This is a genomic window from Terrabacter sp. P5_B1, assembly GCF_056400505.1.
Map to the genome: position 1 here is coordinate 1 of NZ_JBFULD010000056.1, position 16098 is coordinate 16098.

Below are 16098 nucleotides of genomic sequence, written 5' to 3' on the forward strand. Positions count from 1 at the left end.
GGGCGGACCGTGTGGCCACGCTCGTCGCCGCCGGGCGCCTGCCGATGCCGTGAGCGTCGACCGCCGCACCGCCCCCCTGCTCGTCCTCGGCGGAGTCGTCTCCGTCCAGTTCGGCGGCGCCTTCGCCGCCACGCTCGTCCCGCGGATCGGAGCCACCGGCTCGGTCCTCCTGCGGCTGCTCTTCGCCATGGTCATCCTGTGTGCCGTCGCGCGGCCCTCGTGGCGTGGGCGCAGCCGGTCCGACTGGGGCACGGTCGTGCTCTTCGGACTGGCGCTCGCAGCGATGAACACCTCGTTCTACGCCTCGCTGGCGCACCTGCCCATCGGCGTGGCCGTGACGATCGAGTTCCTCGGACCCCTTGGGCTCGCCGCCGCCCTGAGCAGACGTCCCCGGGACGTCATCGCCGTCGCCGCGGCGGGGATCGGCGTCGTGCTCGTGTCCGGAGTGCTGCACACCTCGTGGAACCGGCTCGACCTCGTCGGGGTCGGCTTCGCCGCACTCGCCGGAGTCATGTGGGCCGCCTACATCGTCCTCAGCCAACGCACCGGGAAGGCGTTCGAGGGCCTCGACGGGCTGGCGCTCGCACTGATCGTGTCGACGGTCGCGGTCGCTCCCCTGGGCCTGGCGTCGGTGGACCGGTGGACGCCGGCCGACGTCGCCCTCGGGCTCGGCATCGCCGTCCTGTCGTCGGTGCTGCCCTACTCCCTCGAGCTCGTCGCCCTGCGCCACCTCGCCCAGCACGTGTTCGGCATCCTGCTGAGCCTCGAACCCGTCGTGGCAGCTCTCGCCGGTCTCGTCGTGCTCCACCAGGTCCTCGACCGCACCCAGGTGGCCGGCATGGTGCTCGTCGTGCTCGCCAGTGCGGTCGTGCTCGGGGCACAGTCCCGTGCCGAGTCACCCGACGCAGCCCTGGGCCCCGGCTGATGACGGGCTTGACCTCACGTCGGCTCGAAGTCCTAGCCTCGCCGCATGACCTCGGGCACCATGCACACTGACGCGGCCTCGACCGTCCCCGACGACGGTGGCGGCATCATGTCCGGCGCGCTGCGGACCACGACCGTCGGGGTGCTCGCCCTCGTCTCCCTGCATGCGTTCGAGGCGTTGGCCCTGACGACGGTGATGCCGACCATCGCCCGTGACCTCGACGGCGCCTCCCTCTACGCCATGGCCTTCACCGCGACGCTCGCGTCGGGGATCGTCAGCATCGTCTGGTCCGGCAACCTCGCCGACCGCCGCGGTCCCCGTCCGCCGCTGCTCATCGGCCTGACCCTCTTCGCCACCGGGCTCGTCGTCGCCGGGCTCGCGCCGTCCATGGGAGTCCTCGTCGCCGCACGGGTCGTGCAGGGTCTGGGAGCCGGGATGACAAGCACCGCCCTCTACGTCCTCGTGACCCGCGTCTACCCGCCGCGCCTGCACACGGCGATCCTCGCCGGCTTCTCTGCGGCCTGGGTCGTCCCGTCCATCGCCGGCCCGTTCGTGGCCGGGCTCATCACGCAGACGATCGGCTGGCGTTGGGTCTTCGGGCTCGCCCTCATCGTCCTCGTGGTCGCTGCGGTGCTCCTCGGGCGCATCCTCGCCGGGCTGCGGCAGGACGTGGTCGAGGTGCCATGGCGCACGCGCTCCATCGCCGCGTCGGTCGCCCTCGCCGTCGCCGTGCTCGCCCTCAACGGGGCCGCCGACCGCCTCGACCCCCTGGGCATCACGTTCGGGGTGGTCGCGCTCGTCGTCGTGGCGCTCACCCTCCTGCCGCTCACGCCGCGCGGGACCCTGCGAGCGGCCCGCGGGCTGCCCACCGACATCGCTCTGCGCGCGCTCGCGTTCGCGGCCTTCAGCGGCGCCGAGGTCTACCTCCCGCGGCTGCTCACGGAGCGCGACGGGCTGAGCCCCAGCCTCGCCGGCGTCGCGCTGACCATCACCGGCGTGACGTGGTTCGTCGGCTCCTGGGTTCAGGGCCGCTGGGACCACCGCTTCGAGATCGGCCGCACCGCCGCGGTGTCACTGGGTGCCATCACGCTCTCCCTCCTCGGGCTCGCCGCAGCCGTCGCTCTCGGCGCCCCCACCTGGGTCGTCGTCGCGCTCTTTCCCGCGGTCGGCCTCGGGATCGGCACGCTCTACCCACGGGTCACGGCCCAGGCCCTCGCCCGGTCCGGGCCCGGCGAGCAGGGCTTCGTCAGCTCGGCCCTGCAGATCGGCGACTCCTCGGGTGCTGCCACCGCCATCGCCGTCTCGGCCATCGTCTTCGCGGGCGCCGGCTCCGCTGTCCCGGGTGCGTATGCCGTGGTCTTCGCTGTCATGGCCGTGCCGGCCCTCATCGGCTGGGTCGTCGCCCACCGGGTCCGCTAGCGATCACTGCTGCCCGACGTCGAGCGACGGATCCACCGTGTTGACGGAGTCGTTCGTCCGGTTCGGGACCTAGGTCCCTGCCGCCGGGAGTGAAGAGAACGTATCTTCGCAGTCACGACCCACACCTCGAGCACCATCTCGACCGGGACGTGTCGGTCGCGCTTCCCCTCCCCCATCTGCCGACCCCGGCCGTGCCGAGCACGGCTTTGGAGTTCACATGCCCAACCTGCAGAGCCTGTCCGTGCACCCCGATGAGTCGACCGCGAACGTGTCCGCCATGAGCATCCGCGAGCTCATCGGCGCCCTCACGGCCACTGAGGACCGTTTGCGACACTTGCCCACATTCGTCCCGATGGGTGGGCGACTCGTCCCCAATCCCGAGCGGCGACTGCTGCTGCGGCACCAGCGGCTCGTCATCGCCAGCCTGCGCAGGCGGCGCGCCCTCCTGCGTTTGCCGGTGGCCGGGTCGTAGCGCGGAGCCCGAGACGCCTCCGGCTGCGGAGGCGCAGCCTCAGGGAGCGTCGTGCGTCGCTGCCCTCGGGGGTGAGTCGTTCCTCGGTGCGGGGCCGGAAGCCTCAGCGCGCACCGACGTCCGCCCCTTCGAGACGGGCGTCGCGGGCCGACTTCCAGAGGCTGGCGAGCGTCGTGACCCCGAGGATGAGCACGATGGCTCCCAGTGACACGAGGATCGGGATGTCCGGCACGCCCTCGATGGGCCGGCCGCCGTTGATGAACGGCAGGTTGTTCTCGTGGAGGGCGTGCATGACGAGCTTGACGCCGATGAAGGCGAGCAGCACGGCGAGACCGATGCTGAGGTAGACGAGCTTCTTGAGCAGCCCGCCGATGAGGAAGTAGAGCTGTCGCAGACCCATGAGGGCGAAGATGTTGGCCGTCAGGACGAGGAACGGCTCCTTCGTCAGGCCGTAGATCGCCGGGATCGAGTCGAGCGCGAAGAGCAGGTCGGTCGTGCCGAGCGCGAGGATGACGACGAGCATCGGGGTGATGAGGCGCTTGCCGTTCTCGATGACCGTGAGTCGAGTGCTGTTCCACTCCTTGGTGGCCGGGAAGCGCTTCTCGATCCAGAGGATCAGGCGGTTCTCGTGGTACTCGTCGTCATCGCTCTCGCCGCCGGTGGCGAGCTTGACGGCCGTGTAGACGAGGAACGCGCCGAAGATGTAGAAGACCCAGGAGTACGCGTTGATGACGACCGCTCCCAGCGCGATGAAGATGCCACGCAGGACGATCGCGATGACGATGCCGACCATGAGGGCCGACTGCTGCAGCTTCTGCGGCACCTTGAAACTGGCCATGATGAGCAGGAAGACGAAGAGGTTGTCGACCGACAGGGAGTACTCCGTCAGCCAGCCGGCGTAGAACTCGCCGGCGTACTGTCCGCCCCACTCGAACCACACGAAGAGGCCGAAGAGCACGGCCGCCGCGACGTAGAAGGCCAGGTGTCGACCGGCCTCGGCCATCGACGGGACGTGGGGACGCCTCGCGATGACGAAGATGTCGATGAGCAGGAACACGGCCATCAGGCCGATCGTGAGGAACCAACCCCACACGGGAACGTTCATAGGGCACAACCTTCCGGTCACCAGATCAGCAACCGGAGGTCTCTCCCGCCCGGCCTCGTGCCGGACCGACGGGACCGGGAGCGGCGGTGAGACCCACTCCGTGATGACGAGCCCGTCGTGTCGGGGATACTCCCCTCCGTGAACGCCTGAGTCTCTCACTCCCGCGGGCGTGCCTCAAATCCTGACCGCCCCTCGAGCGCGCCCGCGGCAGGCGCCGGTCAGTGCTCCTCGTGGACGGTGCCGGGACGAGAGCGCCGGGGAAGCCCGGAGACGACGATGTCGTAGGAGTTCTCGATCGCCTCGCGCAGCTCGTCCTCGTCGATGGCCCCGGTGGTGCGCAGGGTGTTCCAGCCGTGTCGGCCGATGTAGGCCATCACGGTGGCGTCACTCGGGAAACGGTGCAGCCACTCGTCGGCCTCGGTGCGGCTGCGGGCACTCTTGACCCCGATCGACTCCGCGCCGAGGAAGACGAAGATCTTGTCACCCACCTTGGCGACCGTGTCACCGTCCCACGGCGAGTCCTCCCAGGCCCCGGGTAGGGCGAGGGCGGCGGCCCGTAGCCGCGCGGCCACCTCGCCCTGGGCAACCCCTGGCGTCATGTCGGCTCCTCACCGCGTCGCGGCGCTCATCTGCCGCAGCTCCTTCTTCAGCTCGCCGATCTCGTCTCGCAGCCTGGCCGCGAGCTCGAAGTGCAGCTCCGCCGCCGCCTGGTGCATCTGGGTCGTGAGCTCCTGGATGAGCCCGGCGAGGTCCGCCGCGGCCATGTCCGCCGGACGGTTGGTCGAGCCGCCCGCCGAGACCCCGACGTCGGCCGCCATCGCGCCGCGTCCCGCGCCGCTCTTGCCACGGGACTGCATGCGTCCCGAGCCCAGCAGCTCCTGGGTGTCGGCGTCCTCCCGCTCGAGCAGGTCGGTGATGTCGGCGATCTTCTTGCGCAGGGGCGTGGGGTCGATGCCGTGCTCGGTGTTGTAGGCGATCTGCTTCTCGCGGCGCCGGTTGGTCTCGTCGAGCGCCTGCTCCATCGACGGCGTCATCTTGTCGGCGTACATGTGGACCTGGCCCGACACGTTTCGGGCCGCGCGCCCGATGGTCTGGATGAGTGACCGGGCCGACCGGAGGAACCCCTCCTTGTCTGCGTCGAGGATCGACACGAGCGAGACCTCGGGAAGGTCGAGTCCCTCGCGCAGCAGGTTGATGCCGACGAGGACGTCGAAGACGCCGGAGCGCAGCTCCCGCAGCAGCTCGACCCGGCGCAGGGTGTCGATGTCGCTGTGCAGGTAGCGGACCCGGATCCCCTTGTCGAGGAGGTAGTCGGTGAGGTCCTCGGCCATCTTCTTCGTCAGCGTCGTGACGAGGACCCGTTCGTTGCGCTTGGTGCGCTCCTGGATCTCGTGCATGAGGTCGTCGATCTGGCCCTTGGTCGGCTTGAGCACGACCTCCGGGTCGATCAGGCCCGTCGGGCGGATGATCTGCTCGACCGGCGGGCCCGACTTGGCCAGCTCGTACTCCCCCGGCGTCGCCGAGAGGTAGATCGTCTGGCCGATGCGCTCGAGGAACTCCTCCCACTTGAGCGGGCGGTTGTCCATGGCGCTCGGCAGACGGAACCCGTGCTCGACGAGCATGCGCTTGCGGGACATGTCGCCCTCGTACATCGCACCGATCTGGGGCACCGTCTGGTGCGACTCGTCGAGGACGAGCAGGAAGTCCTCGGGGAAGTAGTCGATGAGGCAGTTGGGGGCCGAACCGGAGGTGCGGCCGTCGATGTGGCGGCTGTAGTTCTCGATGCCGTTGCAGAAGCCGACCTGGCGCATCATCTCGAGGTCGTAGGTCGTGCGCATCCGCAGGCGTTGGGCCTCGAGGAGCTTGCCCTGCTTCTCGAAGACCGCCAGCTGGTCCTGCAGCTCGAGCTCGATGCCGCGGATCGCCCGCTCCATGCGCTCGGGTCCGGCGACGTAGTGCGAGGCCGGGAAGACGTACATCTCCTGCTCCTCGTTGACGACCTCGCCCGTCACGGGGTGCAGGGTGTAGATGCGCTCGATCTCGTCACCGAAGAACTCGATCCGGATCGCGAGCTCCTCGTAGACCGGGATGATCTCGACCGTGTCGCCGCGGACGCGGAACGTCCCGCGGGTGAAGGCGAGGTCGTTGCGGGTGTACTGCATCTCGACGAAACGCCGCAGCAGGTCGTCGCGCACGACCTCCTGGCCGACCTTGAGCCGGGCCATCCGGTCGACGTACTCCTGAGGCGTGCCGAGACCGTAGATGCACGACACCGAGGCGACGACGATCACATCGCGCCGGGTGAGCAGCGAGTTGGTGGCCGAGTGCCGCAGCCGCTCGACCTCGTCGTTGACCGAGCTGTCCTTCTCGATGTAGGTGTCGGTCTGCGGGATGTAGGCCTCGGGCTGGTAGTAGTCGTAGTAGCTGACGAAGTACTCGACGGCGTTGTTGGGCAGCAGCTCCCGGAACTCGTTGGCGAGCTGCGCGGCGAGCGTCTTGTTGGGCGCCATGACGAGGGTCGGCCGCTGGACCTGCTCGATGAGCCAGGCCGTCGTCGCCGACTTGCCGGTGCCGGTCGCACCGAGCAGGACCGTGTCGGTGTCACCGGCCTTGACCCGCCGCGCGAGCTCGGCGATCGCCGTCGGCTGGTCACCGCTCGGGGTGTACTCGGAGATCACCTCGAAGGGTGCCACCGTGCGCTGGAGGTCGGTCGTGGGACGCATGGCTCAACCGTACGTCGCACGACCGACAGCGCCCACTCGCCTACTCCTCCCAGACGTACGCCGGGCGCAGCTCGACGGTGTCGCCGGGGCCGGCGAACTGCACCGCCAGCTCCTCCGCGCGCTCCTGGGACGCCACGTCGAGCAGGAAGAAGCCGGCGAGGTGCTCCTTGGTCTCGGCATACGGCCCGTCCGTCGCGAGCGTGCCGCTCTCGTCCCACCGGTAGAGCCGGGAGGACGCCGGGTCGCCGAGGGCCTCGCCGCCCTTGAGCTCACCGCTCTTCGAGAGCTCCTCGAGCATCGCGTCGAAGGATGCGCCGCCGGCATCGCGCTCCTCCTGCGGCCGGGCGAGCGCCTCGGCGACGAAGTTCCCGGTCGGGTGCCCCCAGGGCTGGGGGTTGGAGTGGATGAGGATGACGTACTTCATGAGGGTCCCTCTCGGTTCGCGGACGGCCAGTCTGCCGCCTCGCAGGAGACGTCGGAGCCGACACGCCGTCCTCGACATCAGGGCACGCGGTGGGTCCACTCCGGCGTCGCGAACTTCTCGTCGACGAGCCGCTGGGCGGCCGCCAGCTCGTCGGGCCGGTAGTCGGAGCCGCTCGAGCGGTAGCGACGCGCGAAGGACGTGGCGAACGACTCGAGGATGGCGTCGCGCGTCATGCCCGTCTGCGAGCGCATCGGGTCGACCCGCTTGTTGGCCGACTTCGTGCCCTTGTCGCTCATCTTCTCGCGGCCGATGCGCAGAACCTCGAGCATCTTGTCGGCGTCGATGTCGTAGGCCATCGTCACGTGGTGGAGCACGGCGCCGGAGGCGAAGCGCTTCTGGGCGGCGCCGCCGATCTTGCCGCGCTCGCTCGCGATGTCGTTGAGGGGCACGAAGTGCGCGTCCACGCCGACGTCGGCGAGCGCCTCGATGACCCACTCGTCGAGGAAGGAGTAGGAGCGCTCGAAGCTCAGGCCCTCCACGAGCGAGGGCGGCACGGTGAGGGAGTACGTGATGGTGTTGCCCGGCTCCATGAACATCGCGCCCCCTCCGGAGACCCGACGCACGACGTCGATGCCGTGCCGTTGCGCGCCCTCGGGGTCGACCTCGTTGCGGACGGACTGGAACGAGCCGATGACGACGAGCGGGCTGTCCCAGTCCCAGAAGCGCAGCGTCGGGGGCCGCTCCCCAGCCGCGACCTCGCGGGCGATGACCTCGTCGAGGGCGACGTGCAGGGCCGGGTCGAGCACGCGGGCCGGGATGACGTCGAAGTGGTGGTCGTCCCACCCGGTCGCCTTGCCGAGGGCGCGGCGGGTCGCGATGCCGATCGACTCGGCCGTGAAGCCGATGAGCGACACGTCGTCGGCGAGAGCGCCCGTGACCGCGCCGGCCAGCTGCTCGACACCGGCGTCGACGGGCATCCCCGTCAGCGCCGCGTTGATGTCACCGAGCGCCTCGTCGGGCTCGAGGAAGAAGTCTCCGGACACGCTGACTCCCGCGAGCCTGCCGTCCACCTCCTCGAGGTCGACCGCCACGAGCTTGCCACCGGGGACCTTGTACTCACCACGCATGCCAGCCACAACACCGCACGCCGCGCGCGTATGCCGGGTGCGTCCCTAGCGCGGCTGCCACCCCGTGCGCTCGGCCCAGTCCGTCGCGCGCTGCCACGCGCCCTCGAACCACGGCTCCTTGGCCAGCACGTAGTCGGACGTGCTCTCGTGGAGGGCGAGGAGCCGCCGCTTCTCGGCCGCGTAGGCGTCCCGCTCAGCGGGCTCGTGGCGCAGCCAGTCGCGGAAGAGCAGCGCGAAACGCCAACCCGCAGAGCCCTGCTCGCGGACGTGGACGTGCACGTGGTTGCCCGGGTCACACCCGCCGAGGAAGCGCTTGGACCAGTCGGCGGAGTCCGCCCCCTCCGGGTGAGGGGTGTCGTTATGGTTGCCGTGGGAGAAGACGTAACCAGCGTCGGAGAACGCCACACACACGTCGTCGCTGTCGGCGTCCGCCAGACGGCGCACCCCTACCTGGACGTCGATGACGTCCTTGGCGATGAGGCCCGGCACGGACGTCGAGCCGACGTGCGAGACCTCGGTGACGACGCCGGTGGCCGCGACCGCTGCCGCGATGCGGGCGACGACGCGCTCGGCCCGGGGCTCCCAGTCGCCGCGAGGCGGGACGACGACGTCGTGCGCGCGGTCGGGACGGCGGGACCGGGTGCCGCTCGCGAGGTTGGCGGCATACGGCTCGAGGCGCTCTGCCCACAGGACGTCCACGGCACGGACGAGGTCGTCGGGGGTGCCTGCGTTGTCCAGCACGACGTCCGCGACGGCGCGCCGCTGCTCGTCCGTGGCCTGGGCAGCGATGCGGTGGCGGGCGTCCTCCTCCGGGAGGCCTCGCTGCTCGACGAGCCGGCGCACCCGGGTCTCGACGTCCGCCTCGACGACGACGGTGAGGTGCTCGTGCACCCAGAGGCCGCGCTCGACGAGGAGCGGCATGTCGTAGACGGAGACACCGTCATGCGGAGCAGCGGACCGCTGCCCGGCAACCCGGGAAGCTATCGCGGGCCCCGTGATGGCGTCGAGCGCGTCGAGGGCGTCACGGTCGGGGAAGACGACGGCAGCCAGGGACGCCCGGTCGAGCGAGCCGTCGGCGCGGATCACGCCATCACCGAAGCGCTCCCGAATCCGTTGCAGCGTCGGCTCGCCCGGCTCGACGACCTCACGGGCGAGGGCATCGGCATCGACGACGTGCGCGCCGAGCTCGCCCAGTCGGCGCGACACCGTGGACTTGCCCGAACCGATTCCTCCGGTGACCCCGACGCGCAGCATTCGGCCAGCCTAGGGGCGCCGGCCCCGTGGGCGTCTCAGGCCAGACGCGCGGGGAAGCCGCCCTTGGCCACCGGACCCCACCGGGTGGGGGTGACCCGGAGCAGCGACTTGCCCTGGTCGCGCATCGCCTGGCGGTACTCGTCCCAGTCGGGGTGCTCGCCGGAGATGGCGCGGAAGTAGTCGACGAGGGGCTCGACGGACTCGGGCAGGTCGATGACCTCGCAGTCACCGTCCACCTGCACCCACTCGCCGCCGAAGTCGTCGGACAGCACGAGGACGCTGACCTCCGGCCGACGGCGGGCGTTGGTCGTCTTGGCCCGCTCGGGGTAGGTCGAGATGACGATGCGGCCCTGCTCGTCGACGCCGCCGGTGACCGGGGAGGCCTGCGGCCGGCCGTCGGAGCGCTGCGTCATGAGCACCATGGAGTGGCGGGGTCGCACGAAGTCGAGCATCGCCTCGCGGTCGACGGCGGTGTTGGTGGCGATCTGGCGGGGCATGGTCAGTCCTCCCGGGTTCCGGTGATGGCACGGTCGAAGGTCGCGACGAGCGCGTCGGCCAGCCACGCGGCATACATCGCATGGGTCCACCCGCAGCGTCGCACGAGGCGGTCGTAGATCTCCGGGGCGGTCACGGTCCAGACGGTGTCGGTGAACTGCTCCCGGTCGAACCGCGTCGGGAGGCCGTGGGCCGCCTCGAGGGCGGCGAGGGCGTTCGAGTTGCCGACGCGGCGCTCGACGTCGATCGTCGCGACGAACTCCTGGAGGCCCGTGTCACCGCCCGGGCCCTGGGCGAGCAGCACGCCGAGCAGCGGACCCACGCGCTCGTAGATGATGGCGCACAGGGCGGCATACGCCCGCAGGAAACCCTCGCGGTCAGGGGCCTGCGACATGGCGCGGAACTCCGGCCGGTCCTGCATGGCCACCGGGGCGTCGTCGCCGACGAGGAGCACGTCGTAGACGGCCTTGACGACCGCGGCCTTGCCGCCGATGGCGTTGTAGACGGTCTGCGAGCTGACGCCGGCCGACGACGCGAGGGCGTTGACGGACATCGCGTGGTAGCCCTCGCGCAACAGGATGGTCCGGGCCGCCTCGATGATCCGCCGCCGCGTCGCCAGGGCCGCCTCCGCACGCGAGCGGTTGTCGTACGCCCGGTCTGTTGACATCCAAGCCCTTCGAAAGCATCATGAGTTCGCTGGAACGGCGTTCTAGTGAATGGGTGGGGCACAGGGGTCCCCACCCAGCTGCTGCACTCGCGGCTGCGACCGCGACCTGTCGATCGCACGAGTGTGCCATGAGCGCCCCGGCTCCCGCCCGAAGGGGCAACGGAGGGGGAGCGAGGGGCCGGACCACGGTCCGGTCCCTCGCACCGGGGACGCATCCCGGCGTCGGGGCGAGTCAGCCGGACATCGTGGTCAGCCTCGGGACCGCTCGGTCGGGATAGTCGGTGACGAGCCCGTCGACCCCGGCCCGCACGAGCTCGACCATGCGCTCCGGGTCGTTGACGGTCCACGGCAGGACGGCGAGTCCCGCCGCGTGGGCCCGCTCGACGAAACCCTCGTCGACGAGCTCGTGCGCCGGCGAGATCACCTGCGCCCCGACGGCGCCGGCGCCAGCACACATGTCCTGCGACTCCCCCACCACGACACCGCCCGTCCACGGGCTGTCCGGCGCCCACGTCTCCGCAGCCACGAGCGCGGAGCGGAGGACGCCGGGTGCGAGCTCGGCCGAGAGCTCGAGGACCGCCCAGTCGAAGGAGTGCACGAAGCACTGGCTCTCGAGCCCCGCCTCGTGCACGCTCGCGAGCACGCCTTCGAGCAGCCGCCGTCGACCCGCCGACTCCCCCGCGTCGCGGGGGTCGACCTTGAGCTCGATCGTCCACCACACGTCCGGAGCACGCTCCAGCCCGCCGGCCAGGACCTCCCCCAGCGTCGAGATCCGGGCACCCGGCGAAGGACGCTGGTCCGGGAAGCCCTCCAGCGTCCGGCTGCCCACGTCGACCGTGCGCAGCTCGTCCAAGGTCAGGTCGACGACCCGGGCCCCGATGAGGTCGCGCCCCGTCGGGAGGCACTTCTCCGGCAGCAGCACCGCGTCGTGCCAGACGACGACCTCGCCGTCCGCGGTGAGTCGGACGTCGAGCTCGACGCCGGTCACGCCCGCGTCGTAGGCGGCCTCGAAGCCGGCCAGCGTGCTCTCCACGACAAGGCCCCGGGCTCCGCGATGGCCCTCGACGTCGAACCGGCCGCCGGCCCAGGGACCCGGGCGGGCGGGCATCTCAGGCCTCGATCCGCTCGCCCGACGCGGCGTCGAAGAGGTGCACCTCGCCGTGGTTGGGCTTGACGTGCACGACGTCCCCGACCCGGAGGTGGGTGCGCTTGTCGAGACGGACCGTGACCCGATCCGCAGTCTCGTCGGCGTCGGCGGGACGGCCGTACACGAACGACTCCGCCCCGAGCGACTCGACGAGCTCGACGTTGAGCGCGAGCGATGTCGCGTCCGGGCCCCGCTCCGGTGTTTCCACGACGTGCCAGGACTCGGGGCGCAGTCCCACGACGACCTTCTCTCCCGCCCGACCGGCCACCGTGCGCTCGAGAGGCACGTCGACGCCGTGCACGCGGGCGACGCCCTCCCGGACCACGGACTCCACGAGCGTGATCGCCGGCGACCCGATGAAGGCCGCGACGAAGGTGTTGACCGGGCGGTCGTAGAGGCGCTCGGGAGTGTCGACCTGCTGCAACCGCCCGTCGCGCAGCACCGCGACCCGGTGCCCCATCGTCATCGCCTCGACCTGGTCGTGGGTGACGTAGACCGTGGTGATGCCCAGACGACGCTGGAGGCCGGCGATCTGCGAGCGGGTGGACACCCGGAGCTTCGCGTCGAGGTTGGACAGCGGCTCGTCCATGCAGAAGACCTTCGGGTTGCGCACGATGGCACGGCCCATGGCGACGCGCTGGCGCTGGCCGCCGGACATCTGGCCCGGCTTGCGGTCGAGGAGCTGCTCGAGCTCGAGGATCTTCGCGGCCTCGGTGACGCGCTGCCTCGTCTCCGCCTTGCTCACCTTCGCGTTGTCGAGCGCGAAGGCCATGTTCTGGGCCGCCGTCATGTTGGGGTAGAGCGCGTAGCTCTGGAAGACCATGGCGATGTCGCGGTCACGCGGCCGCACCCCCTTCTGGTCGTGCCCGTCGACGAGGATCCGCCCGCCGTCGATCGGCTCGAGGCCGGCGAGCATGCGCAGCGTCGTCGACTTGCCGCAGCCCGAGGGGCCGACGAGGACGAGGAACTCACCGTCGGCGATGTCCAGCGTGATGCCGTCGACAGCAGGGGCGTCGTCCTTGGAGAACCGACGAGTCGCCTCGTCGAAGTACACGGTTGCCATGTGCTGGCCTCTCGGGTCGTTCTGGTCGGGTCCGGAATGCCGTCCGGCGGCTCAGTGCGGAGCGCGCCGGACGGCATACGACCGGGTCGTGCAGTGCGTCAGGCGCTGAGCTTGCTCTTGATCTGCGAGTCGAACACCTGCTGGCTCTCGGCGTCGAGACCCTTGAAGACCGTGGCGACGTCCTGGCCCTGGACGATCTGGTCGAGGCCCTTGCCGATGCGCGCGCCACCGCCGGGCAGCAGCACGCGCGCGTTGTCCTGGGACCGCGTCTTGGGCAGCTGCTCGATGGCCGTCTTGGCGTTCGGGTTCTTCGCGAGGAACGCCTTCTCCTCCGGCAGGTCCACGGCCGACTTGCGCACGGGCATGTAGCCGGTGGCCTGCGTGAAGGTGACGGTGTTCTGCGCGTTCGTCAGGAACTCGATGAACTTCAGGGCGTTCTTCTTGCGCTCGTCGGAGATGTTCGCCGGGATGCCGACGCCGGCGCCGCCGGTGGGGCAGTTGCCCTCACCGGGCAGGAACGCGGTGCCGAAGGAGAACTTCGCGTCCTTGGCGACACCGCCGAGCGAGCCCGTCGACATCATGCTGCAGGCGACGATGCCGGCCGTGAAGTCGGGGGCCGGGTCCTTCGAGAGCTTGAGGAACCCGTTCTTGGCGAGGTTCTGCAGGTAGGTGCCCGCCTTGACGGTGTTGGGGTCCGAGAAGGTCGGCGTCCACTCCTTCGAGTAGGCGCCGCCGTAGCCCCACACCATGTTCTGGAAGACCCAGTCGAGGTAGTTCGAGCCGTCCGGCAGCTCCATGACGATCTTGTCCGAGCCGGCCGCCGCCTTGAGCTTCGGTGCCCACGTGAGGAACTCGTCCCAGTCCTTCGGCCCCCGGTCCTCGAGACCGGCTGCCTTCCAGAGGTCCTTGTTGTAGTAGAAGAGCGGCGTGGACCGCGAGTACGGCAGGGCGTAGTGCTTGTCGCTCAGGTTGTAGTCGTTGTAGAGCGCGTCGACGTAGTCGCTGGTGTCGATCTTGGCCGACGACAGCAGCTCGTCCATCGGGGCGAGCTGCTTGTTGAGCGCGAAGTTGAACCACGTGACGTCGGAGACGACGACCACGTCCGGCAGCTGCCCGCCGGCGAGGGAGGCGTTGAACTTCTGCGCGACCTCCTCGTAGTTCTTCCCGGCATCGACGAGCTTGACCTTGAGGCTCGGGTTGGCAGCCTCGAACGCCTTGATGATCTTCTGCTCGACCGGCTTGCTGTTGCCGGGGTGGTTGCTCCAGAACTCGACGGTGTTGCTCGAGCCGCCGCCGCTGCCCGTTGACGTGCCGGTGCCCGTGCCGGCACAGGCGGAGAGACCGGCGATTCCGGCCGCGCCGGCGAGGCCCAGAAATCCTCGGCGTGAGAACTCGTTCATGAATGGTGCCTTTCCCTGTCGTGGTGAGTTGGGGTCGGTGGGATGTGGATGGACAGCGGATCGGACTGCAGCAGTGACCGGCTCAGCTCTTGACGGCACCGGCCGTGAGGCCCTTGATCATCTGTCGTTGGAGGAAGAGGAACAGCACGAGGATCGGCAGCATCGCCAGCACCGTGCCGGCCATGACCGGACCCCAGTTCGTGACGCCGTCGTTGTTCTGGAGGAACGTCAGGCCGACCGGCAGTGGGGCCGTCGTCTCGTCGTCGGACATGAGGAACGGCCACAGGTACTCGTTCCACTCGTTGACGACGGTGATGAGGGCGAACGCCACGAGCGTCGGCCACGACATCGGCATGACCACGCGCCAGAGCAGCTTCATGGGGCCGGCTCCGTCGAGGCGTGCCGCCTCGATGATCTCGCCCGGCAGGTTGAGGAACTGGTTGCGCATCAGGAAGGTGCCGAACGCGACGCCCGCCAGCGGGATGATGATGCCCTGGTAGGTGTTGCGCCACCCCAGCTGCGCGACGAGGGCGTAGTTGCTGATGACGGTGATCTGGTTGGGCACCATGAGGGCCGCGATGACCACGAGGAAGACCACGGAGCGTCCGGGGAAGCGCAGCAGCGACAGTGCGTAGGCGCTGATGACGCCCAGGACGATCTTCGCGACGGACGTCGCCGACGTGATGATGACCGAGTTGCGGACGTAGTCGAAGAACGGGATCCGAGTCGTCAGCTCGCTGTAGTTCGCGCCCGTCGCCGGGTTGGGCCACCACTGGGCGGGGCGGACGTAGATGTCACCCCGCTCCTTGAAGGAGGTGATGAGGATCCAGAAGAGCGGGACGGCGACGACGAGGACGATGAGGACCATGCCGGCGTATCCCGCTGTCGTCCAGAGGGGCCCGCGGTGGTGCGTCGAGGCCTCGACGTTGTGCGCCGTGCGGTGTCGCCGACGCCGCGTCCGCACCGGTGGGGTCTCCTCCTCGTCGAGGTCCTCGACGACCGTGGACGTGCTCATGCCTGCTTCCCCTGTCCATGAACCGCACCTGCACGACCGTGACGGCGAGCAGGATGACGAACATGACGGTGGCGACGGTGGCGCCGTAGCCGGCGCGCTGGTTGACGAACGTCTCCTGGTAGACCTGGTAGACGAGGGTGGTCGTGCCGTTGCCCTGTGGGCCGCCGCGCGTCATGACGTTGATGATGTCGAAGACCTGGACCGAGCTGAGCAGCACCGTGATCGACAGGAAGAACGTCGTCGGGCGCAGCTGCGGCATGAGGACACGCCGGAAACGCGTCCAGGCAGAGGCACCGTCGATCTCGGCCGCCTCGTCGAGGTCGGCCCGGCGGCCCTGGAGCGCCGCCAGGTAGATGACGAAGGTGTAGCCGAGGTTCTTCCAGATGTAGGTGACCGTCACCATGAACAGCGCCCAGCCCGGCTGCTGGTAGAAGTCCGGCGACGCGACGCCGATGCGCGCCAGCAGGTCGCGGACGAGCCCGAACTGCGGGTCGAAGACGAACTGGAAGGCGATGCCGATCGCCGCGCCGGAGATGACGAACGGAGCGAAGACCACCGACCGGACGAGGTTGCGCCCCCGGAGCTTCTGGTCGAGCAGCAGCGCCAGCCCCAGGCCGAGCGCCATGGAGATGCCGACCGTCGCAACGGTGAAGACCACCGTGTTGCGCACGATGATCTTCGTGTCGTCCCGTCCGAACCACTCGATGTAGTTGGACAGCCCCACGGGGTTGGCGATGGGCGAGGAGATGTTCCAGTCGGTGAACGACAGCCGGATGTTGTCGAGGAGCGGTCGGTAGGTGAAGACGACGAGCAGGACGAGGTTGGGCAGGAGCAGGAGCGCTGCGAGCGTCCACTCCCACGC

The 16098-nt window shown here is 69.7% G+C and carries 16 protein-coding genes; 3 read left to right on the forward strand and 13 right to left on the reverse strand.

The genetic code is table 11. The features are described from left to right. Window positions 1-49: 49 nt before the first annotated feature. The 3 genes from AC1DP0_RS06355 (at window position 50) to AC1DP0_RS06365 (ending at window position 2816) form a co-directional block, all read left to right on the forward strand. A complete protein-coding gene (locus AC1DP0_RS06355; RefSeq protein WP_478083040.1) occupies window positions 50-925 on the forward strand; it encodes an EamA family transporter in 876 nt (291 codons plus the stop codon). Window positions 926-970: 45 nt separating this feature from the next. Then, on the forward strand, window positions 971-2344 hold the full coding sequence (locus AC1DP0_RS06360) for an MFS transporter (protein ID WP_478083025.1): 1374 nt from the start codon (window positions 971-973) through the stop codon (window positions 2342-2344). A gap of 217 nt (window positions 2345-2561) precedes the next feature. Beyond that, window positions 2562-2816: a hypothetical protein gene (locus AC1DP0_RS06365; protein WP_478083026.1), complete on the forward strand. Its 255-nt coding sequence runs from the start codon at window positions 2562-2564 to the stop codon at window positions 2814-2816. A gap of 103 nt (window positions 2817-2919) precedes the next feature. Here the strand turns inward: AC1DP0_RS06365 and AC1DP0_RS06370 are convergent, their stop codons facing one another. The 13 genes from AC1DP0_RS06370 to AC1DP0_RS06430 all read right to left on the reverse strand — a co-directional run. After that, window positions 2920-3921, reverse strand: a complete 1002-nt coding sequence (locus AC1DP0_RS06370) for a TerC family protein (RefSeq protein WP_478083027.1) — start codon at window positions 3919-3921, stop codon at window positions 2920-2922. Window positions 3922-4139: 218 nt separating this feature from the next. Beyond that, window positions 4140-4520, reverse strand: coding sequence for an MmcQ/YjbR family DNA-binding protein (locus AC1DP0_RS06375; RefSeq protein WP_478083028.1), 381 nt, complete (start codon window positions 4518-4520; stop codon window positions 4140-4142). A gap of 9 nt (window positions 4521-4529) precedes the next feature. Then, the gene (gene uvrB, locus AC1DP0_RS06380; RefSeq protein WP_478083029.1) at window positions 4530-6644 is read right to left on the reverse strand and encodes an excinuclease ABC subunit UvrB; all 2115 of its coding nucleotides are present in this window, start codon (window positions 6642-6644) and stop codon (window positions 4530-4532) included. A gap of 40 nt (window positions 6645-6684) precedes the next feature. After that, on the reverse strand, window positions 6685-7068 hold the full coding sequence (locus tag AC1DP0_RS06385; RefSeq protein ID WP_478083030.1) for a YciI family protein: 384 nt from the start codon (window positions 7066-7068) through the stop codon (window positions 6685-6687). A 77-nt stretch (window positions 7069-7145) separates the two neighbouring features. Beyond that, entirely contained in the window at window positions 7146-8195 is a 1050-nt protein-coding gene (locus AC1DP0_RS06390; protein WP_478083031.1) for a lipoate--protein ligase family protein, read from the reverse strand. A gap of 45 nt (window positions 8196-8240) precedes the next feature. Continuing rightward, complete coding sequence (coaE, locus tag AC1DP0_RS06395) at window positions 8241-9449, reverse strand: dephospho-CoA kinase (protein ID WP_478083032.1); 1209 nt, start codon at window positions 9447-9449, stop codon at window positions 8241-8243. A gap of 35 nt (window positions 9450-9484) precedes the next feature. Next, window positions 9485-9946, reverse strand: coding sequence for a PPOX class F420-dependent oxidoreductase (locus AC1DP0_RS06400; protein WP_478083033.1), 462 nt, complete (start codon window positions 9944-9946; stop codon window positions 9485-9487). A 2-nt stretch (window positions 9947-9948) separates the two neighbouring features. After that, window positions 9949-10611: a TetR/AcrR family transcriptional regulator gene (locus tag AC1DP0_RS06405; RefSeq protein WP_478083034.1), complete on the reverse strand. Its 663-nt coding sequence runs from the start codon at window positions 10609-10611 to the stop codon at window positions 9949-9951. 232 nt (window positions 10612-10843) lie between these two features. Then, a complete protein-coding gene (locus AC1DP0_RS06410; protein WP_478083035.1) occupies window positions 10844-11719 on the reverse strand; it encodes a glycerophosphodiester phosphodiesterase family protein in 876 nt (291 codons plus the stop codon). A gap of 1 nt (window position 11720) precedes the next feature. Next, the gene (locus AC1DP0_RS06415; RefSeq protein ID WP_478083036.1) at window positions 11721-12821 is read right to left on the reverse strand and encodes an ABC transporter ATP-binding protein; all 1101 of its coding nucleotides are present in this window, start codon (window positions 12819-12821) and stop codon (window positions 11721-11723) included. 98 nt (window positions 12822-12919) lie between these two features. Continuing rightward, window positions 12920-14221, reverse strand: a complete 1302-nt coding sequence (locus AC1DP0_RS06420) for an ABC transporter substrate-binding protein (protein WP_478083037.1) — start codon at window positions 14219-14221, stop codon at window positions 12920-12922. An 82-nt stretch (window positions 14222-14303) separates the two neighbouring features. Beyond that, window positions 14304-15089 carry a carbohydrate ABC transporter permease gene (locus AC1DP0_RS06425; RefSeq protein WP_478083038.1) on the reverse strand — a complete coding sequence of 262 codons (786 nt, stop codon included), beginning with the start codon at window positions 15087-15089 and terminating at the stop codon, window positions 14304-14306. Further along, on the reverse strand, window positions 15016-16098 hold a 1083-nt coding region (locus tag AC1DP0_RS06430; protein WP_478083039.1), incomplete at its 5' end, for a carbohydrate ABC transporter permease. The genes AC1DP0_RS06425 and AC1DP0_RS06430, both read right to left, overlap by 74 nt.